Annotated in this window: 16 protein-coding genes; 5 read left to right on the forward strand and 11 right to left on the reverse strand. The window is 62.0% G+C overall.

The genetic code is table 11. The features are described 5' to 3' along the window. Window positions 1–17: 17 nt before the first annotated feature. From ACR9WD_RS00740 to ACR9WD_RS00750, 3 genes are all read right to left on the reverse strand, one after another. Entirely contained in the window at window positions 18–1,415 is a 1,398-nt protein-coding gene (locus ACR9WD_RS00740; protein ID WP_434922494.1) for an MBL fold metallo-hydrolase, read from the reverse strand. Between the two features lie 190 nt (window positions 1,416–1,605). Continuing rightward, window positions 1,606–2,055, reverse strand: a complete 450-nt coding sequence (locus tag ACR9WD_RS00745; protein WP_038993627.1) for a hypothetical protein — start codon at window positions 2,053–2,055, stop codon at window positions 1,606–1,608. A 2-nt stretch (window positions 2,056–2,057) separates the two neighbouring features. After that, window positions 2,058–2,708: a GntR family transcriptional regulator gene (locus ACR9WD_RS00750; protein ID WP_038993628.1), complete on the reverse strand. Its 651-nt coding sequence runs from the start codon at window positions 2,706–2,708 to the stop codon at window positions 2,058–2,060. A 130-nt stretch (window positions 2,709–2,838) separates the two neighbouring features. Between ACR9WD_RS00750 and ACR9WD_RS00755 the strand changes: the two genes are divergently transcribed. Beyond that, entirely contained in the window at window positions 2,839–5,670 is a 2,832-nt protein-coding gene (locus ACR9WD_RS00755; protein WP_434922495.1) for an FAD-binding and (Fe-S)-binding domain-containing protein, read from the forward strand. 123 nt (window positions 5,671–5,793) lie between these two features. Here the strand turns inward: ACR9WD_RS00755 and ACR9WD_RS00760 are convergent, their stop codons facing one another. Beyond that, window positions 5,794–7,254 (reverse strand): HNH endonuclease, encoded by a 1,461-nt coding sequence (locus tag ACR9WD_RS00760; RefSeq protein ID WP_038993629.1) that lies wholly within the window; start codon window positions 7,252–7,254, stop codon window positions 5,794–5,796. Window positions 7,255–7,611: 357 nt separating this feature from the next. Here ACR9WD_RS00760 and ACR9WD_RS00765 point away from each other — a divergent pair, with 357 nt between their 5' ends. Further along, on the forward strand, window positions 7,612–9,093 hold the full coding sequence (locus ACR9WD_RS00765) for an amino acid permease (RefSeq protein WP_434922496.1): 1,482 nt from the start codon (window positions 7,612–7,614) through the stop codon (window positions 9,091–9,093). 299 nt (window positions 9,094–9,392) lie between these two features. On the opposite strand, the gene ACR9WD_RS00770 is transcribed toward ACR9WD_RS00765, so the two are convergent. From ACR9WD_RS00770 to ACR9WD_RS00795, 6 genes are all read right to left on the reverse strand, one after another. Continuing rightward, the gene (locus ACR9WD_RS00770) at window positions 9,393–10,373 is read right to left on the reverse strand and encodes a cyclase family protein (protein ID WP_121865939.1); all 981 of its coding nucleotides are present in this window, start codon (window positions 10,371–10,373) and stop codon (window positions 9,393–9,395) included. Then, window positions 10,370–10,618 carry a hypothetical protein gene (locus ACR9WD_RS00775; RefSeq protein WP_121865940.1) on the reverse strand — a complete coding sequence of 83 codons (249 nt, stop codon included), beginning with the start codon at window positions 10,616–10,618 and terminating at the stop codon, window positions 10,370–10,372. Before ACR9WD_RS00775 ends, ACR9WD_RS00770 begins: the two co-directional genes overlap by 4 nt. 18 nt (window positions 10,619–10,636) lie before the next feature. Continuing rightward, complete coding sequence (locus tag ACR9WD_RS00780) at window positions 10,637–11,974, reverse strand: TRAP transporter large permease subunit (protein WP_121865941.1); 1,338 nt, start codon at window positions 11,972–11,974, stop codon at window positions 10,637–10,639. A gap of 33 nt (window positions 11,975–12,007) precedes the next feature. Next, window positions 12,008–12,793 carry a DUF1932 domain-containing protein gene (locus ACR9WD_RS00785; RefSeq protein WP_434923184.1) on the reverse strand — a complete coding sequence of 262 codons (786 nt, stop codon included), beginning with the start codon at window positions 12,791–12,793 and terminating at the stop codon, window positions 12,008–12,010. Between the two features lie 12 nt (window positions 12,794–12,805). Then, window positions 12,806–13,429 carry a methyltransferase gene (locus ACR9WD_RS00790; protein WP_432651876.1) on the reverse strand — a complete coding sequence of 208 codons (624 nt, stop codon included), beginning with the start codon at window positions 13,427–13,429 and terminating at the stop codon, window positions 12,806–12,808. 316 nt (window positions 13,430–13,745) lie between these two features. Next, the gene (locus tag ACR9WD_RS00795) at window positions 13,746–14,525 is read right to left on the reverse strand and encodes an IclR family transcriptional regulator (RefSeq protein WP_423299418.1); all 780 of its coding nucleotides are present in this window, start codon (window positions 14,523–14,525) and stop codon (window positions 13,746–13,748) included. 138 nt (window positions 14,526–14,663) lie between these two features. Here ACR9WD_RS00795 and ACR9WD_RS00800 point away from each other — a divergent pair, with 138 nt between their 5' ends. The 3 genes from ACR9WD_RS00800 to ACR9WD_RS00810 are packed head-to-tail and all read left to right on the forward strand — an operon-like array spanning window position 14,664 to window position 17,707. Next, on the forward strand, window positions 14,664–15,164 hold the full coding sequence (locus ACR9WD_RS00800) for a tripartite tricarboxylate transporter TctB family protein (protein WP_434922497.1): 501 nt from the start codon (window positions 14,664–14,666) through the stop codon (window positions 15,162–15,164). Between the two features lies 1 nt (window position 15,165). Then, the gene (locus ACR9WD_RS00805) at window positions 15,166–16,671 is read left to right on the forward strand and encodes a tripartite tricarboxylate transporter permease (protein WP_285675274.1); all 1,506 of its coding nucleotides are present in this window, start codon (window positions 15,166–15,168) and stop codon (window positions 16,669–16,671) included. A 40-nt stretch (window positions 16,672–16,711) separates the two neighbouring features. Further along, window positions 16,712–17,707 carry a tripartite tricarboxylate transporter substrate binding protein gene (locus ACR9WD_RS00810; protein WP_121865945.1) on the forward strand — a complete coding sequence of 332 codons (996 nt, stop codon included), beginning with the start codon at window positions 16,712–16,714 and terminating at the stop codon, window positions 17,705–17,707. A gap of 102 nt (window positions 17,708–17,809) precedes the next feature. On the opposite strand, the gene ACR9WD_RS00815 is transcribed toward ACR9WD_RS00810, so the two are convergent. Next, complete coding sequence (locus ACR9WD_RS00815; protein WP_434922498.1) at window positions 17,810–20,149, reverse strand: glycoside hydrolase family 3 N-terminal domain-containing protein; 2,340 nt, start codon at window positions 20,147–20,149, stop codon at window positions 17,810–17,812. Window positions 20,150–20,154: the final 5 nt, after the last annotated feature.

A 20,154-nucleotide genomic window follows, 5' to 3' on the forward strand; every position in this document is an offset into this window, starting at 1 on the left:
TTGGGGTTCGGGATGGGTCAGGCGTTGGTCTTGTGCATGGCTGCGGCCCAGCCGGCATAGCTTCCGGCCAGCTCGATTACGTCGTAGCCGGCATCGCGCAGGGCGCTGGCGACGATCGAGTTGCGCAGTCCGCTCTGGCAGTAGGTGACGATCTTGCCGTCGGCCGGCAGTACGTCGAGGGACCACAGGGCGCGCCCGCCCGAGATGTGCTTGGCGTTCGGGATGGCGCCGGCGGCGAACTCGCTGCGGTTGCGCACGTCCAACAGCAGTGCGTGCTCGAAGTGCTCCAGCTCGGCCGGGGCCACGCTTGGCGGGGTGAAGGCCGGCAGCCCCTCGAGGCTGGTCGCGTAGCCGGACACCGCGTCGATGCCCACGCGCATCAGGTGATCGCGCATCTGCTGCGCGGCTTGGAGGTCCTCGGCGAACAGGATCAGCTGGCGGTCATCGGCTTCCGGGTCGAAGGCCCAAGCTCCGAAGTTCGCCATCTTGGCGATGGCGGGGATGGCCAGCGCGCCGGCGACGGTGCCCTCGGCCACTGCCAGGTGTCCGCGGGTGTCGACGAAGACCGCGTCATTCGAGGCAGTCTGCTCGATGATCTGCTCCGCCGTGAACTCGACGAGCTCGGGCAGGGGGCCGAGCACCTTGGCGCCATCGCGGTTCTGGCGCTTCATGCGGGCGAAGTAGGCGTGGGCGTCGGGCTGGCCGTCGAGCAGCTCGGCGATGAAGCCTGCCTCGTCGTTGCTCGCCAGGTAGCTGCCCCACCAGGCGAAGTTGCGTTCGTAGCCCACGGTGGTGGAGGGCACGGCGCCCAGCGCCTTGCCGCAGGCGCTGCCCGAACCGTGGCCCGGGTAGACCTGGATGTGGTCGGGCAGCTGCAGGAAGACGTTCTTCAGCGAGGCGAAGAGCTGCTTGGCCCCGGCGAAGCGGGTGTCCACGCCGCCGGCCGCCTCGTCCAGCAGGTCCGGGCGGCCCAGGTCGCCGGCGAAGATGAAGTCGCCGGAGAGCATGTAGCCGGGCTGGTCGCTGAAGGCGCCGTCGGTGATGAGGAACGAGAGGTGCTCCGGGGTGTGGCCCGGGGTGTGGCGCGCGGTCACGGTGATGTTTCCCAGGGCGATGGTGTCCTTGTCCATCAGGCGTTCGGCCTCGAAGCCGTACTGCCAGTCGGCCCCGCCCTCGCCCGAGACGTAGGTGGCCGCTCCGGTGGCGGCGGCCAGTTCGCGGGTGCCGGAGAGGTAGTCGGCGTGGATGTGCGTTTCGGTCACCGCAACAATGCGCATCCCGTGCTTGTCGGCCAGCGCTAGGTACTCGGAGATGTCGCGGCGGGCATCGACGACGAGCGCCTCGCCCTTGGCCTGGCAGCCGATGAAGTAGCTGGCCTGCGCCAGGTCTTCGTCGTAGAAGCGTTCCAGAAGCATGGGATGTCCTTTCGTCGGGGGAGTCTGGAACTACCATAAACTATACCCCCGGGGGTATGTCAAAAATAGGGGTAGGGGTATGCGTGAAGGCGTGTCGAATGACTGTGCTGATGCTGGTGGAATCTGGTGGAAAATGCCGCGTCAGGTTGCGGCACTCAACGCGGAGCCTTCCTGCCTGCCAGGCAGGGCGCTACAGCCTCGGGAAGGTGCGCATCCACCGGTCCAGCTGCCCCAGCTGCACCGGGTCCAGGGTGGCAAGAAGCTGAAGATTTCCGTCATCGCCGGGATGCAGGATGCCTGCGTGGTCTTCGGGAACGCCGGCCAGCGCTCCGCCGGCTGCGGAATCCGCCGGAGCGCTCGCCGGGGTGGAGATGAAGAACAGTGCGGGCGAGCCGGTCCAGGTTTCATGCACCGACAGCGTGCCCTCGGTGAAGCGCAGGGTTTCTTCAAGCTCCAGCCAGCCGGTCAGCCCGCACGTAGTCAGGTCGATGCCCGGTTTGGGAGTGGTCTTCCTCCAGCCGGCTGCGAGCGTGTGCGCCGAGAACTTCACCGCGCCCAGTTGCAGATCCGGGATCCGCGACAGGAGCGAGTCGATCTGATCGAAGCTGACCTGCGGCTTCCGGCTGAACAATCCCCCCATGCCTACAGGCTCTCCAAATGCTCGGCCAGCTTGTTGCTGGCGGTGCGCAGGTGTTCTTCCAGCACCTTCGCGGCGGCGGCCGCCTCGCCCTCGGAGATCAGCTGCAGCAGCCGTGCGTGCTCGGCGGCAATGTCCTTGGTGGACAGCAGCGTGGCATCCTGCACGTGGGTCATGCACAGGCGGATCTCGTCGGTCAGCTGCGCGTAGATTGCGCTGGTGCGCCGCGAGCCGAGCGCCTGGACCAGGGCGGCATGGAAGCGGATGTCGGGATCGATGATGTCGATCGGCGAGGCGCCGACCAGTTCGGTGATTTCCGCATTGGCTTCCCGCGCCTCGGACGGGACCTCGCGTTGGGCGGCCAGCAGGCGCACGGCCTCTGCTTCGATGATGGCGCGGGTGCGGTAGATATCGAGCGCATCGCGCGCGGAGAGCAGCGTGACCCTTGCGGTCTGGTGCGCATTGCGGGTCAGCAGGCCGCTTGCGACAAGGTTCTCCAGTGCGGCCTTGGCGGTTGGACGGGCAACTTCGTATTGCGCGGCGACATCGACCTCGGCCAGCGGGGTGCCGGGTGCCAGTTCGCCGCTGAAAATCCGGGCGCGCAGTGACCGGATGACCACCTGGACTACGGAAACGACACCTAAACGGGCTGCCACAAGGGTCCTTTCGAGCCGCGAAAAATATGCCTAACAAGTATCCCACGAATCGTACTACTATGGCATGTGTACTTGTAAGACAATTTCCGTATTCGGCAAGCGCCGCTTGCCAACTGCACAGGAGCGCACCATGGCATTGAGCACGCCAGCACTCGGAGAAACGACGGTTTCATCCGGAATCCTCGACTTGGTCGGCGACCAGGACCGTGTCAAGACCCGATCCATCGATCGCGTCGCCTATGCCTCGGATGCCTCGCACTACCTGTACACCCCGCAAGCTGTCGTGCTGGCCAAGGATGCCGCGGAAGTCTCCGCGCTGCTCGCAGCGGCCGCGCGGAACAACCAGCCGGTCACCCTGCGCTCCGGCGGCACCTCATTGGCCGGACAGGCCAGCGGCGACGGCCTGATGATCGACGTGCGCCGCAACTTCCGCGGCATTACCGTGCTCGACAACGGAGCACGCGTGCGCGTGCAGCCAGGCGCCACCGTCCGCCAGGTCAACGCCCGCCTGGCCGTCTATGGCAGCAAGCTCGGGCCGGATCCGGCCAGCGAGGCGGCCTGCACCATCGGCGGCGTGATCGCGAACAACTCCTCGGGCATGGCCTGCGGAACCGAGTTCAACACCTACCGCACCCTGGAATCCATGACGTTCGTCCTGCCTTCGGGCACCATGATCGACACCGCGGATCCCGAGGCCGACCGCAAGCTGGCCGCCGCCGAACCGCAGCTGGTCGCTACCTTGGGCAAGCTGAGCAAGCGCGTGCGCAGCAACCCGGCCTCGGTCGCCAAGATAGAGAAGCACTTCGGGTTGAAGAACACCATGGGCTACGGCATCAACGCCTTCCTGGACTACGACACCCCGGCCGAGCTGCTGGCCCACCTGATCATCGGCTCCGAGGGCACCCTGGCCTTCGTTGCGGAGGCGGTTTTCCGCACCGTGCCGATCCGCAAGCTGGCCATCGCCACCCTGGCGGTCTTCGACAACCTGGATCTGGCCACCCGCGCACTGCCCGAACTCGTGGATTCCGGCGCAGCTACGCTGGAGCTGATGGACTCCACCTCGCTGCGCGTGGGCCAGTCGCTGCCCGGCGTGCCCGAAGCCATCATGGGCTTCGAGGTCGACCAGCAGGCCGCCTTGCTGGTCGAATACCATGCGGACTCAGAAGAGGAGCTGGCAGGGCTGCGCACAGCTGGCCAGTCGCTGCTCGATGCATCGGCATTGCGCGCTCCAGCCATGCTGTCCCCAGATGCCAAGAACCGCCAGGCCGCCTGGAAATTCCGCAAGGGACTGTATGCATCGGTGGCCGGCGCCCGCGCCACCGGTACCACCGCGCTGCTCGAAGACGTCGTCGTCCCGGTCGAGACCTTGGCTGAAACCTGCGGCAGCCTGCAGGAGCTGTTCACCGAGTACGGCTACGAGGATTCGGTGATCTTCGGCCACGCCAAGGATGGCAACATCCACTTCATGCTGACCGACCGCTTCGAAGGCGATACAGCGCTGAACCGCTACAACTCCTTCAACGACAAGATGGTCCAGCTGATCCTGGACAAGGACGGCAACCTAAAGGCGGAGCACGGTACCGGTCGCGCCATGGCGCCATTCGTCCGCGCGCAGTACGGCGATGAGCTCTACGAGGTGCACCTGGAACTGAAGGCAGCCTCCGATCCGCGCCTGATGATGAACCCCGGGGTGATCATCGACGAGGACCATGCCGCGCACATCCGCAATATCAAGCTCAACGAGACCATCGAGGTCGAGGCCGACCATTGCGTGGAATGCGGCTACTGCGAGCCGGTCTGCCCGTCCAAAGACCTGACCTTGACCCCGCGCCAGCGCATCGTCGTGCGCCGCGCCATCGCCAAGGCCGAAGCCGAGGGCAACACCGAGCTGGCTGCCGAGCTTGAGCGCGACTACGCGTACAACGGCGTGCAGACCTGCGCCGTTGACGGCATGTGCGTCACCGCTTGCCCGGTCGGCATCAACACCGGCCTGCTGGTCAAGCGCCTGCGCCGCGAAGACGCGCACCCTGTGCTGGAAGCCGGCTTCAAGGCCGCGGCCAAGGGCTGGGGCGGGGCCACCCGGGCTGGTTCGCTGGCCCTGAGCGTCGCCGACAAGTTCCCGACGTCGCTGGTCCGCGGCGTTACCGATGTTGCCCGCAAGGTGGTCAGCACCGACGTCATGCCGCGCTACGACGCTGAACTGCCTGCGGGCGGCAAGGCTCGCAAGCCGATGGCCGGGAACCTGGGGGCCGCGGGCACCGAGCCGCTGGCCATTTACCTGCCTGCCTGCGTGAACTCGATGTTCGGCCCGGCCGGCGACGGGGAAGGTGTTGCATCGTCGTTCACCAAGCTGCTGCACGCCGCCGGAGTCTCGGTTTATGTTCCGGAGGGCATCGAATCCACCTGCTGCGGCACTCCATGGACTTCCAAGGGCTACGCGCAGGGCCATGAAGTCATGGGCCAGCGCGTGCTGGAAGAAGTCCGCGCCGCCATGCCTGGCAAGAACCTGCCAATCATCTCGGACGCCTCCAGCTGCACCGAAGGGTTTGCGCATACCCTGGCCGAGCACGGCTATGACGTGGTTGACCTGCTGGCATTCACTTCGCAGCACCTGCTGGACAAGCTGCCAGAGCTGCACAAGATCTCCTCGGTCACCTTGCACCCGACCTGCTCCTCCACGCAGATGGGCCTGAATCCGGACATGCAGAAGATCGCCGAGGCTGTGGCAGATACCGTGAACACCCCGGTGAACTGGGGCTGCTGCGGTTATGCTGGCGACCGTGGAATGCTGCATCCGGAGCTGACCGAGTCGGCTACCGCTCGCGAGGCAGCTGAGGTCCGTGAACTGGATGCGCAGGAACACGCTTCATGCAACCGCACCTGCGAACTGGGCATGACCCGGGCGACGGGCAAGGAATACCGCCACATCGTTGAACTGCTGGCAGAAGCCGCCGGCAAGTAGAGTCCGGAACCAAGCCGCCTGGGAGGCAACTTCCAGGCGGCTTCGCCATATCCTGCGGCCCGAAGCCAGCGGTTTCAACCGGATTGCTAGCCAAGAGAGTGCGCAGTAGTTGCCTGCCGCCTATCAGGCGGCGACACATTCGGGGTCATCAGGCGGCCTCAGCCGTTCTTTGAGTTTTTGCAGCCAGGTCCCGTCGCGCATCAGTTGCGGGAATGGCTTGTGCGCGTACCCGGTGGCTGGTGGTGCGGTGGATTTGTAGGACATGGCCGAGCCGGGGCAAATGGTGATGCTGTGCCCGTTGCCGTAGGTGGTGTATTCGTACCATCCGGCGGCTTGCTTGGCCTTGTTGCAGGCCGCGCAGCGGCCATCGCCGTTGGACACGGTGGTTTTGCCGCCGCGGGCGTATTGCTTGACGTGGTCTATTTCTTCCACGATGCCGTCGCAGAACGGGGTTCGGCAGTGCCGGTCGCGTACGGCGATGAACTTCTTGAGCTTCTCCGGGAAGAGCCGCGCCTTGGAGTCCATGGAAATGAGTTCCTGGTCGCCCGGCGCGGTGTAGAAGCGGGCGAGTTCGGTGCGCACTTCGATTTGCTCGATGTTTTCGCGGGTGACTTTCGCTTCCATCTGCTCGAAGGTCAGGTCATTGGGGATCTGGTGCCCGCCGATCCATTCACGCACGCTCTGGGCAGGGATGTAGCCGTAGCCTTCCAATAGCGCTGGTTCGCGTTCGCCGGCGAACAGGGACCGATCGGTCATGATCACCCCGATGTTCAGGGCGACGGGCATTTTGGAGGGTTCGCCGATCATCATGTAGCTGAAGAGCAAATCGGCGCGGATCTGGGTGCGGGTGCGCGGGTCGCCTTTCTTGCGCAGGGTCTTGGATTCCTCGTCCAGGTAGCGCTTGAGGCACATGCCGGGCAACAGGGGGTACTCGCCGCGAATCTTGATGCAGCCGCGCTGCTGGTCGATTTCCAGGGTGAGGTTGCGGTCTTCCTCGACGGTTTTCTGCTTGATGGATTCCTGATCAGAGGTGTAGGAAAGGACGAATTTGCGCACGGTTTGCGTGATTTGGCGGGTGCCCATGGACTCGAACATGTCGGGGTTCTGGGCAAAATACTGGTCGAACTCGGTGCGGCGCTGGGCTCTGAGGTCCTGGAGCGGGGTCAGGATGGCCTGGGCTTGCGCTTCGGTGAATTCTCCGCGGGAACAGGCGGCGGCCAGGTGAGGGGTGTCTTCGAAGAGGATGCGGCAGTTGACCAGGTAGTTGCGCATGCCGTGCGGGGATTGCTTGCGGGCCAGTGCAACGCAGGCGGCGGCGCCACGGGTTTGGTCATCCATGTGGACGCCGCGTTCCTCGTGGTCGCGCACGAAGTCCTTCTCGATCTGGTGGGAGAGGCAGGCCTGCCGGTAGCGGATATAGGAGGCTAGTGCTTCGAGGCCTTCGATGGCGTGGGCGCATTCGGCTTTGGTGCCGTGTTCTTCGAGCTGGACGAGGTCGTCGTTCAGCTGGTCCAGATGCAGGTCGAAGGCATCTGGGGGTGCTGGTGGGGTCAGGCCGTTTCCGTGCGCCTTTGCTTCGGACATGTTCTAATTGCACTTCTATTGCTCGAATATGTCTTCTAATATTGTGGAAAACCTCGGTGGTTTTCGATGTGCGCAGGGAGGATCGGGGCGCCTGCGGTGCGGGTGGCGTGCGGCGATTTGTGCATAATTATGCACTCCAGATAATGAATTCCATCTCAGTGCACGGATTCCGCATGGACCAAGATTTCGGTTAAACCCCAAGAAGAGGGCACAATTGGCGAGAAATTGTTGGATTCTGGAACAGCTGGGACGGATCGGGCCGTGACATGATATTCCAGTTCAGAACTTCCACGCGCAGCGCCCGTCCGCATCCTGGGACGGGGCGCGGCGGCAATACCACCCCATTGAGGATCCGCGATGAATCGCAAACCATCCGTGAGCGCCGGCCCGGCCACCTTGCTGGGCGCGCAGCTGCGCCGCCGCAAGTCGATCACGAATATGATCGCCGAGGCAGAAACCAATGCAGGAGCAGGCCAACTGCGCCGCACCCTGGGCATGTGGCAGCTGACCATGATCAGCGTCGGCGCCACCATGGGCACCGGAATCCTGGTGATCCTTGGCGATACCGTGCCGATCGCCGGTCCGGCCATCTGGATCTCGTTCGTGATCGCCGGCATCACCGCGCTGCTTTCGGCGATGTCCTACGCCGAAATGGCCGGCATGGTCCCGGTGTCCGGCTCCAGCTACTCCTATTCCTATGCGACCATGGGCGAAGGCATCGCCTGGATCTGCGGCTGGTGCCTGGTGCTCGAATACGCCGTGTCCGTGGCCGCGGTGGCCGTCGGCGCGGGCCAGTACGTGAATGAAACGCTGCGCACCTTCGGCATGGAGCTGCCTGCGGCGCTGGCTGGAGGCCCGGCCGAGGGCGGGGTGGTGAACCTGCCGGCGCTGATCGTCGTCGTGCTGGCCACCGTGCTGCTGGTGCGCGGGGCGCGCGAATCGGCCATCGTGAACTCGATCGTCGTGGCCATCAAGGCAGGCATCCTGATCTTCTTCTCGATCGTCGCCTTCAGCGCCTTCAACGCGGGCAACTTCGAGCCGCTGCTGCCGATGGGCGCGGCCGGCGTGACCGCGGCGGCATCGAGCGTGTTCTTCTCCTATATCGGCTTCGACGCCGCCTCGACGGCCGGCGAGGAAGCGAAGAACCCGAAGCGCGATCTGCCCCGGGCCATCATGCTCTCGATGCTGATCGTGACCATCACCTACGTGCTGGTGGCAGTTTCGGCGATCGGCGCGCGCGAATGGAACTGGTTCGAAGGCGCCCAGGCGCCGCTGGTGCAGATCGTCGGCGAACTGACCGGCCAGCCGATCTTCGTGCTGGCCTTCGCCGTGGCCGCCGTGCTGGCCATCGCCTCGGTGGTGCTGACCGTGCTCTACGGCCAGACCCGCATCCTCCTGGCCATGTCGCGCGACGGGCTGGTGCCGCCGGTGTTCGGCAAGGTATCGCGCCGCACCGGCACCCCGGTCGCCGGCACCTGGATCACCGGCATCCTGGTGGCGATCACCGCCGGGTTTATCCCGCTGGGCGCGCTGGCCGACGCCACCAGCATCGGCACGCTGTTCGCCTTCGCGCTGGTCGGCGCCTCGGTGATCTACCTGCGCCGCAAGCAACCGCAGGCCCCGCGGACGTTCAAGCTGCCGCTGTTTCCGGTCACCCCGATCCTGGGCATCTTCGCCTGCCTGTTCCTGATGAGCCAGCTGGGCTGGCACACTTGGCTGGTGTTCATCATCTGGATGATCGTCGGCGTGGCGCTCTACCTGGGCTACGGACGGCGCCGTTCGCGCCTGGGGCAGCTCAGTGCGCAGGACTATGCGGCCAGCCACGGAATCGGTCGGTAGCCGGGGAGCTAGATAGCCTTAATTAGTTCGATCCGGACTTGCCGGCCATAGAGAACTGCGAGAGCAAGATCTTCAAGTATCTGCAGGAGTTGAACCACCGGGAACTAGAAGACATAGCCTCCGCCGTTTCACCATCGATTCCAAGACGCCTATGGAAAGCAGGGGCATTAATGCCACGAGGACTTTTTCCAAGTGGGCTCCGCCTCTGGCAATGCTGCACAGAATGGGTGGTGCACTGTGCGGTATCCGGTGCTGAATGCTTGCGTTCCGTAGCAACTGCGGAGGGCGGCGATTCTCCCCTAGACTATGGCCGTGGCATTTGCGGGGGATCCCGTTCCGCCAATCACGTTCAACGGCTTGATGGCGAGAAAGCAATCCCAGCGTTGCAACTGGTTCATCCGGCGGGCCAAGGGCCCCAGACGCCACAACTCTCCGAGTGGAAGTCCGAGTTTTGCCAGGAACTCTTGGTGCATCATCCCACGATCATTCGGAGCTGTGGTGATGAAGGGGGAATCGGCTATGGGAGGGAGGCATTCAACGGCAAAATTATCCGCCGCCAGGATGCTCAGCCCGGAGTCCCACGCCAAGTCCAGCAGTGCTTCGGATTGCGCCAACCCGGTTGCCTTGCCGGAATCGCGTTGCCTGGATTTGTCTTCGGGGGACAGCCCCAAGAACCATTCGCTCCAGCCGGTGTGAATCATCAGCGCATCGCCTTGTTCCAGCTCAATGCCTTGGTGATCCATGGCAGCTAGGAGCATGGACAGCGGGATCGGCACTCCGTTTGCGTGATCGAGGTCTTGGCCCTGCATTCTGGCGAATCCGTCAAGATCCACCAACAGGCCACGGGTAACAATCGGTCGATCCGACCAGTGCTGGATGCCCAGCTCTGCAGTTCCCGGGATGATCTGTTCATCAGGCACACCGTTATAAAACCCGACTTCATCTGATCGCCGGTGGCGCAGCCCATCAATCTGCGACGAGCCTTGAAGGTAGAAACTGTCCAGATAGTCATCGCGATGGGCCGCATGATTGCCGAAAATATGGTGCTTTGGCGCGTCACGTGTTTTGGACATCCCAGGTGAAAAGGCGTTGATCGGAAAATCAAGCCCGAAGGTTTCGCCCAAGCGAACTGAAGCAGCCGCCTGAATTCGCTTGTCCGCATCGATCTTCTGCGGAGCGCCAGCAGACGGAGGGCTGAACAGGTCCCATGAAGTACCGGCAAGGGCACCCGGACGTTGCTTCAGCTCGGCGCGAGTAGGATACCTTTTCTGGTCGCTCATTTTGACGAGTTCTCCTGCGCATATTCCAGCGGGGTGGAACCTACATGGAGCATCAGGTACGCAGCTATCGACGAGACTGACGCGCTGATGCAAAGTATCGTTTTGAACACCGTGTTGGGTGCGGCCAAGAGCGCTGCATTGCCTGCAATAATCCCCAAGAGCTGCAACAGGACGAAGACGATTCCGCCACACAGGGCCACGGCCAAGGAAGCGACGAAGATTTTTCGAAGTATGGAACGGTACATTTTGGGTCTCCTGTGGGTTTAGACCGGCAAGATTCCGGAAGCAATCAGCACACCGATTGCCAACAATGGAAGAGCATAGAACAGCATCATGCGGCGGAAGGTGTTATATGGGTTGACACCGGCGATGCCGCAGGCGACGTATAACGGGGCTCCGCCCGGTGGCACGGCCGCCTCGCAAGAAGAGAACACCAGCACTGCGACCGCAGCAGTCGGCGCCGGAACACCAGCGGCAACCAGCGCTGCAACACCCACGGTTCCCACGGCGGCCATAGTCGCCGTTGATGACAGCGGAGCTGCCACTGCAACCACGATCAATCCAATCACCAGGGCAAGCAGCCATACCGGCAGGTCAAGCTGGTTCAGCACCGAACTCAGCTGCTCCGGCAGGCCGGTGCTTGCCAGGGCATTGGCTCCGGCGAAAGCGAATAGCACGGTAATTCCCACGATGCCGAAACGGGGGATGGAGTCTTCGATCATCCGGGACCATTCCTTGGCCGTTCGCGGCAGCTTGCTGAATCCGAGCAGCAACCCCATGATGATCAATACGATCGGAATCCAGAAAATTGGGCTGACGGCTTTGGACACATCGGTTTGCGCATGTTCGCTCAGCACCTCGGCCATGAATCCGCTGGTGATGATCATTGGAACAGCGACACCGACGAACAGCAGCAAAGTGGCCCAGCCTTGCTTGAATGCGACCGATAGCCGCTGACGTTGTTCTTTCGGGGTGGCTTGCGCGCCGCTTCGGCGGACCAAGATATAGGTAACGACCAGGCGGTGCGCAACACACCAGAGACCGCCAAAGATCAGCGGAATAATGAGTTCGTTTGCTGATAGCAATGGGCCGACGGTTGAAGAACCGACCAAGACGAACATGGAAGCACTGAAGGGAAAGGTGATTCCCATGCCCGCATTGCCGGCCACGATGGTGGCTGCCGTAGGGCGGTCGATCTTCGAGCGTTCCATCCACGGGATGGTGATTGAGCCGACCGTAGCAGCGATGGCCGCTTGGTTGTGCACGATACTGCCCAAGCCAGCCGAGGACATCGTGGACACGTAGGCCGCACCGCCTTTGCTGCCGCCGATCAACGAGTCCAGCAGGTTGATCATGCGTTCCATGACTCCTGCGCGTTCGAGCAGGTAGCCCATGAAGACGAAGATCACTGTTGCATAGACAATTTCATCGGTGAGCGCATCATAGAGCGCAACCCAGCCAACGGACAGCATCTGCTTGCCGTTGAATGCTGCGGCTACGATGAAGCCGAGTATCATCGCTTCACCGACGTTACGGCGTAGCAACACTGTCCAAATGATGATGACTGCGAGGTAGGCGCCCAGCGCCCAGATGCCAATCATGATGGTTCCTTCCGAAGCTCGCCGGCGTCGCCGCTAGCCAGCTGTCATCCTATTATCGATTGCCATGCGCTCCATTGCACTGGCCGAGGCATCGGTCATTTCACGTGGGACGCCCAAGTCTTCCAAATATCCACTGGTGGAACGCATTTCTGCTGCACGGCGTACTGCGTGCTTGGACGTACCGGCCACGAAACGGTCGATAGTTGCCTGGCCGTCGCCGGCCAGCATTTTGGAGATCTCGGCTCGGATCCATGGTTCCAGTCCCGCAGCAGTGCCAGCGCGAACGGCTTCGATCACCACGGACGCAAGGCCCTTGGTAAAGACGCTGCGCAGCAGCTTATGAGCCATGGCGCTGCCCGGCCCACCATCCACGACTTCAACCGGTGCACCGACGGATTTAAGAAGATCCGCAAAGTCCTCCGCACCATGGCCGCTGGCCATCAACGGAGTCTTTGCCCCTTGCGCGATGACGGGTCCGAGAATCGCGACATCGATGAAGTTGACCTGGCCCGAACTGGAGCCCAGTTTCTCCATGATCTTGGGGGAAGAACTGGTCAGATCTGCATATCCGGAACCTGGTTTCATTGCGGGCAAGCACTCTTGGGCTACCTCTGATGCGGCGCTGGCAGCTGTCAGAACCAAAACCATGTCCGCATCCTTGACTGCTTCTGCGGCTGAACGGGCCAGTTCCACGCGTTGCGGGGCGTGGGTGATGAAGGGATCGTAGCCGGTGATTTCATGACCAGCTTCGAGCAGCGCTGCAGCGTAAATCTGGCCGACTTCACCTAGTCCGATGAGTGCACATTTCATAGTATTCAGGGCCTTAGATAATTAGGAATGGGAAATATTTCGGTCAGCAAGAATGGCCGCGCGGCGCTGGCTCTCATCGAGATGCACGGCTTCTGCGGCAGTGGCGACTTCCTCGGCACGACTGGCTGGAACGATCACCAGACCATCCGAATCGCCGATGACAATATCGCCGGGGCTCACTGCCACGCCACCGAACGCGATGGTGCCTTTGACTTCGAAAGGGCCATTCTTGTAGGGGCCGGCAGGACTAGTTGCACGGGCAAACACCGGTAGGCCGATTTCTCCGAGATCCACGGCATCTCGCACGGCTCCATCCACTGCAAAGCCGGCGATTCCCTTTGAAACAGCGCGTTCGCCAATCAATTCACCGAGCAGTGCGCGGTCCGTGTAGCCGCCGCCGTTGACCACGATGACTTCACCGGGTTGAACGTGCTTGAGCGCCTCATGAATCCCGGCGTTGTCACCGGGAGCTACCCAGACGGTGTAGGCGGGCCCCGCCAGCTTGGCTCCATCCCAGACAGCTTGTATCTCTGCCGAAGCGATTCCAAGTCGTTGCATGGCATCGCCGATGTTGGCAGCTGGAAGCTCGCTGAGCCGGTCGATTGTAGATTGGCTGACTTGAATGCATTCAGTTGATTGGTTCACGGGGCACCTGTCTCAAGACCTGTGGCGCAGAATGCCAATGAGAATATTTCATTAGATGTTCTCTAATTTCATTCTACGCAATTATTTGATGATGTATGGAATCATGGCATGCCCTGGATCACAGTGTCAAGGTGGATTTCGCGAGATGGGTCCCATGGCTCGGGTTTGCGGTAGCTGGACTCAAATCGTGCATGGCTCCATGCAGGTGAGTGGGGGAGGCCCCTAGCGCCTGAGTGGGGGAGTTTAATGGCGCGCAAAATGAAGGCAGTGCGCCGACGTGGGAGTCAGGAGTTGCGTGATGCTCGCGGGTGGGCGGCTAGTAGACGCTACTCGCCAGCAAGTCGGAAAGGCGTCGAGCCGCCTGGAGCAGTTCGGGGGCCTTGGCCTCCAAGGCTTCGCGGGGGATCGTGCTGATCGGCCCGGTCAGCGAGAGGGCTTCGGTGGGAAGGCCTTGGCGAGCAGGGATCGCTACGGCAATGGAAATAATTCCCAGTGCGCGTTCATCCTCGGAAATGGCGTAGTTCGATTCGAGGCTGGGTGTTCGGGCCTTGATGGCTTCAAGGTCGAAATCCTCGGCTTCGTACTGCAGTCGCCTCGAAGATTCGGCGATCCTGGCCAGCTCATCATCGTCGGCTCCTAGAAGGAAGATGCGCCCTGCGGCACCGGCGGTAAGTGGCAAGCGGCGGCCTTGCGGCAAGCTGTAGCCAAGGGAAGTCTCTCCAACCACGCGCTCGACTAGAACACGCTCGTCGCCGAGCCGGGTGTAGAGCGAAGCTGTCAGCTTGGTTGCCTGCGAGAGCTGCTGGAGGATTGGCTGGGCCACCCGTGGCAGGGGGTCGTTCTCCAGGAAAACGCGGGCGGCGGGCAATACCGCTGGACCCAATCGGTAGCTCTTGTCGGTCTGGCTGACCAGGCCGGCTTCCTGCAGCACCCTGAGGATGCGCAGTGTTGTGGGTGAGCTCATTCCCATGTCGGCGGCAATTGCGCTAAGCCGTCTGGGGTGTTCGTAGCGCTGGATCTGCTCGAATACGGCAATAGCCCGGGTGAGCGACCTCATGCCATTGGGTGCTTCGGACTGATTTTTTTCTACCGCCATGATTTCATTCTACGCAATTAATTTGTAATTTGGCGCACTTCCTTGACTGCCACTTGTGGGTCATGTCACTATTTCGTGCAGTGCTAAACAATTTTACTGTATGAAATTTCTGAACAAACTACGTAATCGGAGGAAGCTGTGTCGAGCGATCTAACGAAAGGGAAGAACCCACCTGGCGCGTGGCCGATAGTGGCCGGCCAAGCGGTCATCGGCCTTGTCGGCCTGTACGCGCTCGTAGGTTCGGTGAATTTAGGGCTGTGGAGCAGCATGGGGCCTGGCGCCGGTTTCTTCCCTGCAGTACTCGGTGGGTTCCTCGTTGTCCTGGCCATTGTCTGGTTCATCCAGGAACGATCCGTCCCGCAGGAGCAGGGCGCTGCGGAGTCTTTTGATCGGACCCAAATAATTGCGGTTGTGGCCAGCCTTGTTGTGCTGGCGGCAGCGTTACCATTTCTCGGTTTCCAGCTAAGCATGCTGGCTTTCCTGATGTACCACCTGAATTTCCGAGCCCGGATCGGGTGGATCAGAGCGATAGTGATTTCTCTTTGCGGGAGTTTCGGCGTCTTCTACCTCTTCACAAAGGTTCTGCACGTCTCGCTGCCAGTGGCATCTATTCCGCCCTTGAATTTGATTGGACTTTGAGATGGATGTTCTCAATGAACTCATGATGGGTTTTGCCGAGGCAATGACGTGGCAGAACCTGTTGTTCGCATTTGTCGGCTGTCTTTTGGGCACGGTTATCGGGGTTCTTCCTGGTATCGGACCCGTCGCGGGAATCGCGTTGCTGATCCCGCTGACCTTGAACCTCGACCCTGCTGGTTCCATCATCATGCTGTGCGCCATCTTCTATGGCACGACTTACGGCGGAACGATAACTAGCGTGCTGCTCAATACGCCGGGTGAAGCAGCCTCGGCGATCACTGCCATCGACGGCTACCAGATGACGAAGATTGGCCGTGCTGGCGTTGCGCTGACCATCGCTGCGGTCGGCTCATTCGTCGGCGGCACGATCGCCACCGTCGGCTTGGTCATGGCGGCCAAGCCGCTGGGCAGCCTGGGGTTGCTCATCGGCCCGCCTGAATTCTTCGCTCTCGTTGTAGTCGGCATCTCCCTGCTGGTGGCACTGGCAGGAAAGTCGATGGTCAGGGCCCTGATTTCTGGGGCATTGGGCCTGCTGATCTCGATGATCGGCATTGACCCGGTCATGGGAGCTCCGCGTTTTACCTTCGGCATGGAACGCTTGCTCGACGGTGTGTCATTCGTGGCCGTGATCGTAGGCATCTTCGGCTTGTCCGAAATCTTGTCCTACCGCCCGGGGAAGAACCAAGCGGTGATGCAGGCCCCGGGCTTGCGGGCCTTGCTGCCATCGCGCACTGACTGGGCTCGCAGCACGCCGGCCTTTGCCCGAGGTACAGGTATTGGCTTTGCCATGGGGCTCATTCCGGGCATGACAGGATCGGTTTCCTCCCTGCTTTCCTATGGAGCAGAGAAAAAATTCTCGAAGTACCGCAACCAGCTCGGGCAAGGAGCCATCGAGGGAGTTGCTGGTCCCGAGACTGCCAACAACGCTCACGCGAACGGGGCATTGATCCCGCTATTCACTTTGGGAATTCCTGCCTCGCCGACGATCGCTGTACTAATGGGAGCTTTCCTGCAGCAAGGCCTGACTCCCGGACCGACGTTGTTCGCTGAACACAGCACTTTGGCGTGGACGATCATCGCCAGCCTTTTCATCGGCAACGTGCTGCTGCTCATTCTCAACGTTCCCCTGGTCGGCTTGTGGACTTCCATCCTGAAAGTTCCATACCCGATCCTGGCAGGCCTGATCTTGATGTTCATGGTCGTCGGAGCTTACACAATCAATTTTTCCGTTTTCGATGTCTTCGTAATGATCATCTTCGGCCTCGTAGGCCTCGGCCTTCGCCGGCTGGATATTCCGCTGGCCCCAATGGTCCTGACGCTGGTCTTGGGTCCGTTGATGGAGCGATCGCTTCGCGAGTCATTGGACATTTCGCATGGCAGCTTCGCCATCTTCTTCGATCGTCCCATCACGATGGTGCTGCTGCTCGTCGCCATGGCAATTGTCTGCAGTCCGCTCTTGAAATTGCGCAAGCCAACTGTGCTGGCGGCAGAAGACCCCGAAAGCTGAACATTCCAAAAAGCTGTTCATTCAACCCGAAGGAAACACAATGAAACGCATGATCTCCATTCTTGCCGTTGGAGTATTCACCTTGGCTGCAGCAGGCTGCGGTTCAAGCAACGCAGCATCAGGAGGCGGAGGTGAAGAATTCCCCGAAAACGGCAAATCCGTTGAACTCGTCGTAGCGTTCTCGCCGGGGGGACCAGTGGATACGGCTGCCCGGCTGATCCAGCCCATACTCGAAAAGGAACTCGGGACCAACGTCGAGGTGGTAAACAAGCCGGGTGCCGGTGGCCAGATCGGCTATACGGCGTTGGCCAATGCCAAGGCTGATGGCTACACCATTGGGGCCGTTGGTTCGCCTTCAATCGTCGTCATTCCCATGGACGAATCCCGTGGCGCAGCCTTCACCCGCGACGATCTGCAGCCCCTGGGCCGCCAGGTTGTGGATCCAATGGTGATTGCGGTCCAGACGGACAGCAAGTATTCGAGCCTCAAGGATCTCATCGAAGACAGCAAGGCAAACCCTGGCGCGCTCAACGCAACGACCACCGGGCAGATGGGTGGCGAGCATTTCGCGATTGCCCAGATTAACGAGGCCACTGGGTCCGCGCTCACGCCGGTGCACTTCTCTGAAGGGGCGTCCCAGGCTTCTACCGCATTCCTGGGCAAGCACGTGGAAGTCCTTGTCGGGAATATCAGCGAGGTAGTTGACCTGGCGAACCAGGGCAAAGCCAGAGTGCTCGGCGTGATGGATGCCGAACGAACCGACTCGCTCCCCGATGTTCCTACTTTCACGGAAGAAGGATACGACGTGATCGCGACTACTGCCCGTGGTTATGCGGCCCCCGAAGGCCTGCCAGAGGAAGTGGGCAAGAAGCTGGAAGCGGCCCTGCAAACTGCGATTGAGGACGAAACGGTTGTAGAAAAGATGGAGAACCTCGGGTTGGCAACCAGCTACCAAAATGCTGCTGACTATGACGAATTCTGGACTCGGCAGGAGGGGGATTACAAGGCGGTCCTGCCATTGGTCCAGGCAAAGTAGCCATGGATCGAGGCTGGCAGTGAAGGGCAGGAAATAAACGGGAGGGCTTCGGCTGGCGCATCTGCCAGCCAAAGCCCTCCCGTGCTGTCGGGACGTTCTTACCTAGTAGCCGAGCCCGAAGCCGTACTCGAACAGCGCGCCGTCAGCGGTTTCCGCGTAGCCCGGCAGGTCGCTGAACTGCTCGGTGATCGCCTCGCGGGTGCCGGCCAGCGCGAACGGCATGCGTCCCTGCGGGGCGAACTTGCCCGAGAGGATGTCCATCAGCGCGGTGTCGGACATGCCGAAGCCGGCGACGATGGCGCCTGCATCGCGCAGGCCGCTGGCCTCGTCCATGACGAATGGCTGGCGGAAGTACACGTGCAGCACGACCTTGCTCGGGTCATCGACCTCGCTCATGACCTGCTTGATGGTATCCAGCGAGGGGCTGATTTCCCAGGACTCGGACTCGGCCATCCCGGTGAAGTCCAGGATGCTCGATTCCCACGGCAGCGAGCCGCCGAAGCGCAGGCCGTCATCGGTGCATTTCTCCCCGCCCTGTGTCACGCAGGCATCGGCCGCTCCGAACGGGCTGTTCCCGTCCAGGCCTTCTACTCCGTCCATGGTGATCGGGTTGATGTGCTCCGGGTTCATGCCGGATTGAGGGTCATCGGACTTGTAGGAGCTGGTGTTCTTGTTGTTCACCGACACCGAGATCAGCGCGTAGTCGCTGCCTTCGGCGCTCGGGCGCTGCGCTGGGTCCTCGGTGTTGCCATTGGTGACGCCGTAGCCGTAGCTGGCCACGGTTTCTTCGGTGAAATCGCCCAGGATGTAGACATCCGAGTTCTCCTTCAGCGGCAGCACCTTGCCGCCATCGGCAGCTTCCTTGTTCTGCAGCAGCACCGCGGACTTGCGCTGCAGGTCCAGGCCTACCTCTCGGTGCTCTGCACTCCCGACGATCCCGCCGGCCGCTTCGGCATCCACATAGGGATTCTCGAACAGGCCCATCTGGAACATCGGGGTGGTCAGCCGCGTGGCCGCCAGATCGACGCGTTCCTCGGTGATCAGCCCGGAGTCGACCAGATCGGTGATGGTGGAGACATCGTGGAACCCGGAGAGGGTGTCGGTGCCGCCGTTGATTGCCGCGGCCACGCGCTCGGGCACCGTCTTGTCCTCCAGGCCCCATGCGCGATCGGTGATGATGCCGGTGTCGGAGTTGACGTAGCCGTCGAAGCCGAGTTCGCCACTCAGCAGGTCGTTGACGATCTGCTTGGAGAAGGCCATGCCGGTCGAATCATAGGTGACGCCGTTGTGGGTGACCTCCATCGGTGCGCCGTAGTACGGCATGATCGAGGAAACCCCGGCCTCGATGGCAGCTTCGAAAGGCTTGAGGTGCTCGCCGAACGCGCCACCCGGGTAGACCTGGGTCTTGCCGAAGGAGTAGTGCGGATCCAGTCCGAGCTCCTGCGGTCCGCCGCCGGGGAAGTGCTTCATGGTCAGCGCCACGGAGGTTTCTTCGCTCAGCGATACCCCGTCCTGGTCCACAGGCCCCTGCAGGCCCTGGACCAGGGAGGTCATGATGTTCGAGTTGAGGTCCGCGTTCTCGGTGAAGGTCTCATGGGCGCGGTACCAGCGCGGCTCGGTGGACAGGTCGGCCATGTAGCCGTACATGCCGCGCAGGCCGATGGACTCCCACTCGGCGCCCATCACCGAGGTGAAGTCCTCGATCACCGACATGTCGCCGTCGGTAGGGGTGGCTCCGGTGGCCTTGGCCTGCTCGCCCAGGGCCGCGGCGGCCAGGCCGGCTTCCTTGGGGAAGGCGGTGAAAGCGCCGGCCGATTCGTTGATGCCAGCGCGCGCATCGGGGTCGATGTGGTTGCGCGCATTGGACTTGTACAGCATCGGGATGCCCAGGCGGGTGCCTTCGCCCAGCTCCTGGATGGTGTTCATGTATTCCGCGGCTTCGGCCGGGGTCAGCGAGGTGCTGGCGCTGAAGCCGCCGGAGGAGGAGCCGCAGGTGGCCTTGTCTTCGCTGGTGACGGTGTTGCGGAAGATGAAGCGGTGCATCTTCTGCTCGTTGATGTAGTCCAGCGCGTTCGGGTCCAGGGTGCCGCGGGTCTGGGTTTCCGGATCGCAGGCGGCGTTGAGGGTGTCGATGAGCATCAGGCCGGCCTTCTCCTGCAGCGTCATCTGCGACACCAGGTCGGCTGCACGCTCTTCGGCGGGCTTGCGCCAGTCCTCGTAGGCATCGAGCGTGCCGTTGGAGTTCAGGTCCTTGAAGGTGCGGCCCTTGACCTTGATGGTGTTCTTGGCGCGTGCCTCGATGGCCGGGGGCTTGCCGTGGTTGCCCTCGTTGCCTTTCGGCTCTGCCAGCGCGCCGGGTGCGCCGAGGCTGAGGACCAGCGGCAGGGCCAGTGCTGCCGCGGCGGCACGCGTGGTGCGCCGCCGGTTCGGTGAATTCTTCATGCGTA

Source organism: Glutamicibacter sp. PAEs-4, assembly GCF_051161755.1.
GTDB classification, from domain to species: Bacteria; Actinomycetota; Actinomycetes; order Actinomycetales; family Micrococcaceae; genus Glutamicibacter; species Glutamicibacter nicotianae.

What these genes read in the sequence shown, in the direction of transcription:
- ACR9WD_RS00795 (WP_423299418.1), bottom strand. Translation starts at nt 14,525, where the DNA reads ATGGCGGTAGAAAAAAATCAGTCCGAAGCACCCAATGGCATGAGGTCG.
- ACR9WD_RS00745 (WP_038993627.1), bottom strand. Translation starts at nt 2,055, where the DNA reads ATGGGGGGATTGTTCAGCCGGAAGCCGCAGGTCAGCTTCGATCAGATC.
- ACR9WD_RS00765 (WP_434922496.1), top strand. Translation starts at nt 7,612, where the DNA reads ATGAATCGCAAACCATCCGTGAGCGCCGGCCCGGCCACCTTGCTGGGC.
- ACR9WD_RS00760 (WP_038993629.1), bottom strand. Translation starts at nt 7,254, where the DNA reads ATGTCCGAAGCAAAGGCGCACGGAAACGGCCTGACCCCACCAGCACCC.
- ACR9WD_RS00805 (WP_285675274.1), top strand. Translation starts at nt 15,166, where the DNA reads ATGGATGTTCTCAATGAACTCATGATGGGTTTTGCCGAGGCAATGACG.
- ACR9WD_RS00775 (WP_121865940.1), bottom strand. Translation starts at nt 10,618, where the DNA reads ATGTACCGTTCCATACTTCGAAAAATCTTCGTCGCTTCCTTGGCCGTG.
- ACR9WD_RS00815 (WP_434922498.1), bottom strand. Translation starts at nt 20,149, where the DNA reads ATGAAGAATTCACCGAACCGGCGGCGCACCACGCGTGCCGCCGCGGCA.
- ACR9WD_RS00780 (WP_121865941.1), bottom strand. Translation starts at nt 11,974, where the DNA reads ATGATTGGCATCTGGGCGCTGGGCGCCTACCTCGCAGTCATCATCATT.
- ACR9WD_RS00740 (WP_434922494.1), bottom strand. Translation starts at nt 1,415, where the DNA reads ATGCTTCTGGAACGCTTCTACGACGAAGACCTGGCGCAGGCCAGCTAC.
- ACR9WD_RS00755 (WP_434922495.1), top strand. Translation starts at nt 2,839, where the DNA reads ATGGCATTGAGCACGCCAGCACTCGGAGAAACGACGGTTTCATCCGGA.
- ACR9WD_RS00770 (WP_121865939.1), bottom strand. Translation starts at nt 10,373, where the DNA reads ATGAGCGACCAGAAAAGGTATCCTACTCGCGCCGAGCTGAAGCAACGT.
- ACR9WD_RS00810 (WP_121865945.1), top strand. Translation starts at nt 16,712, where the DNA reads ATGAAACGCATGATCTCCATTCTTGCCGTTGGAGTATTCACCTTGGCT.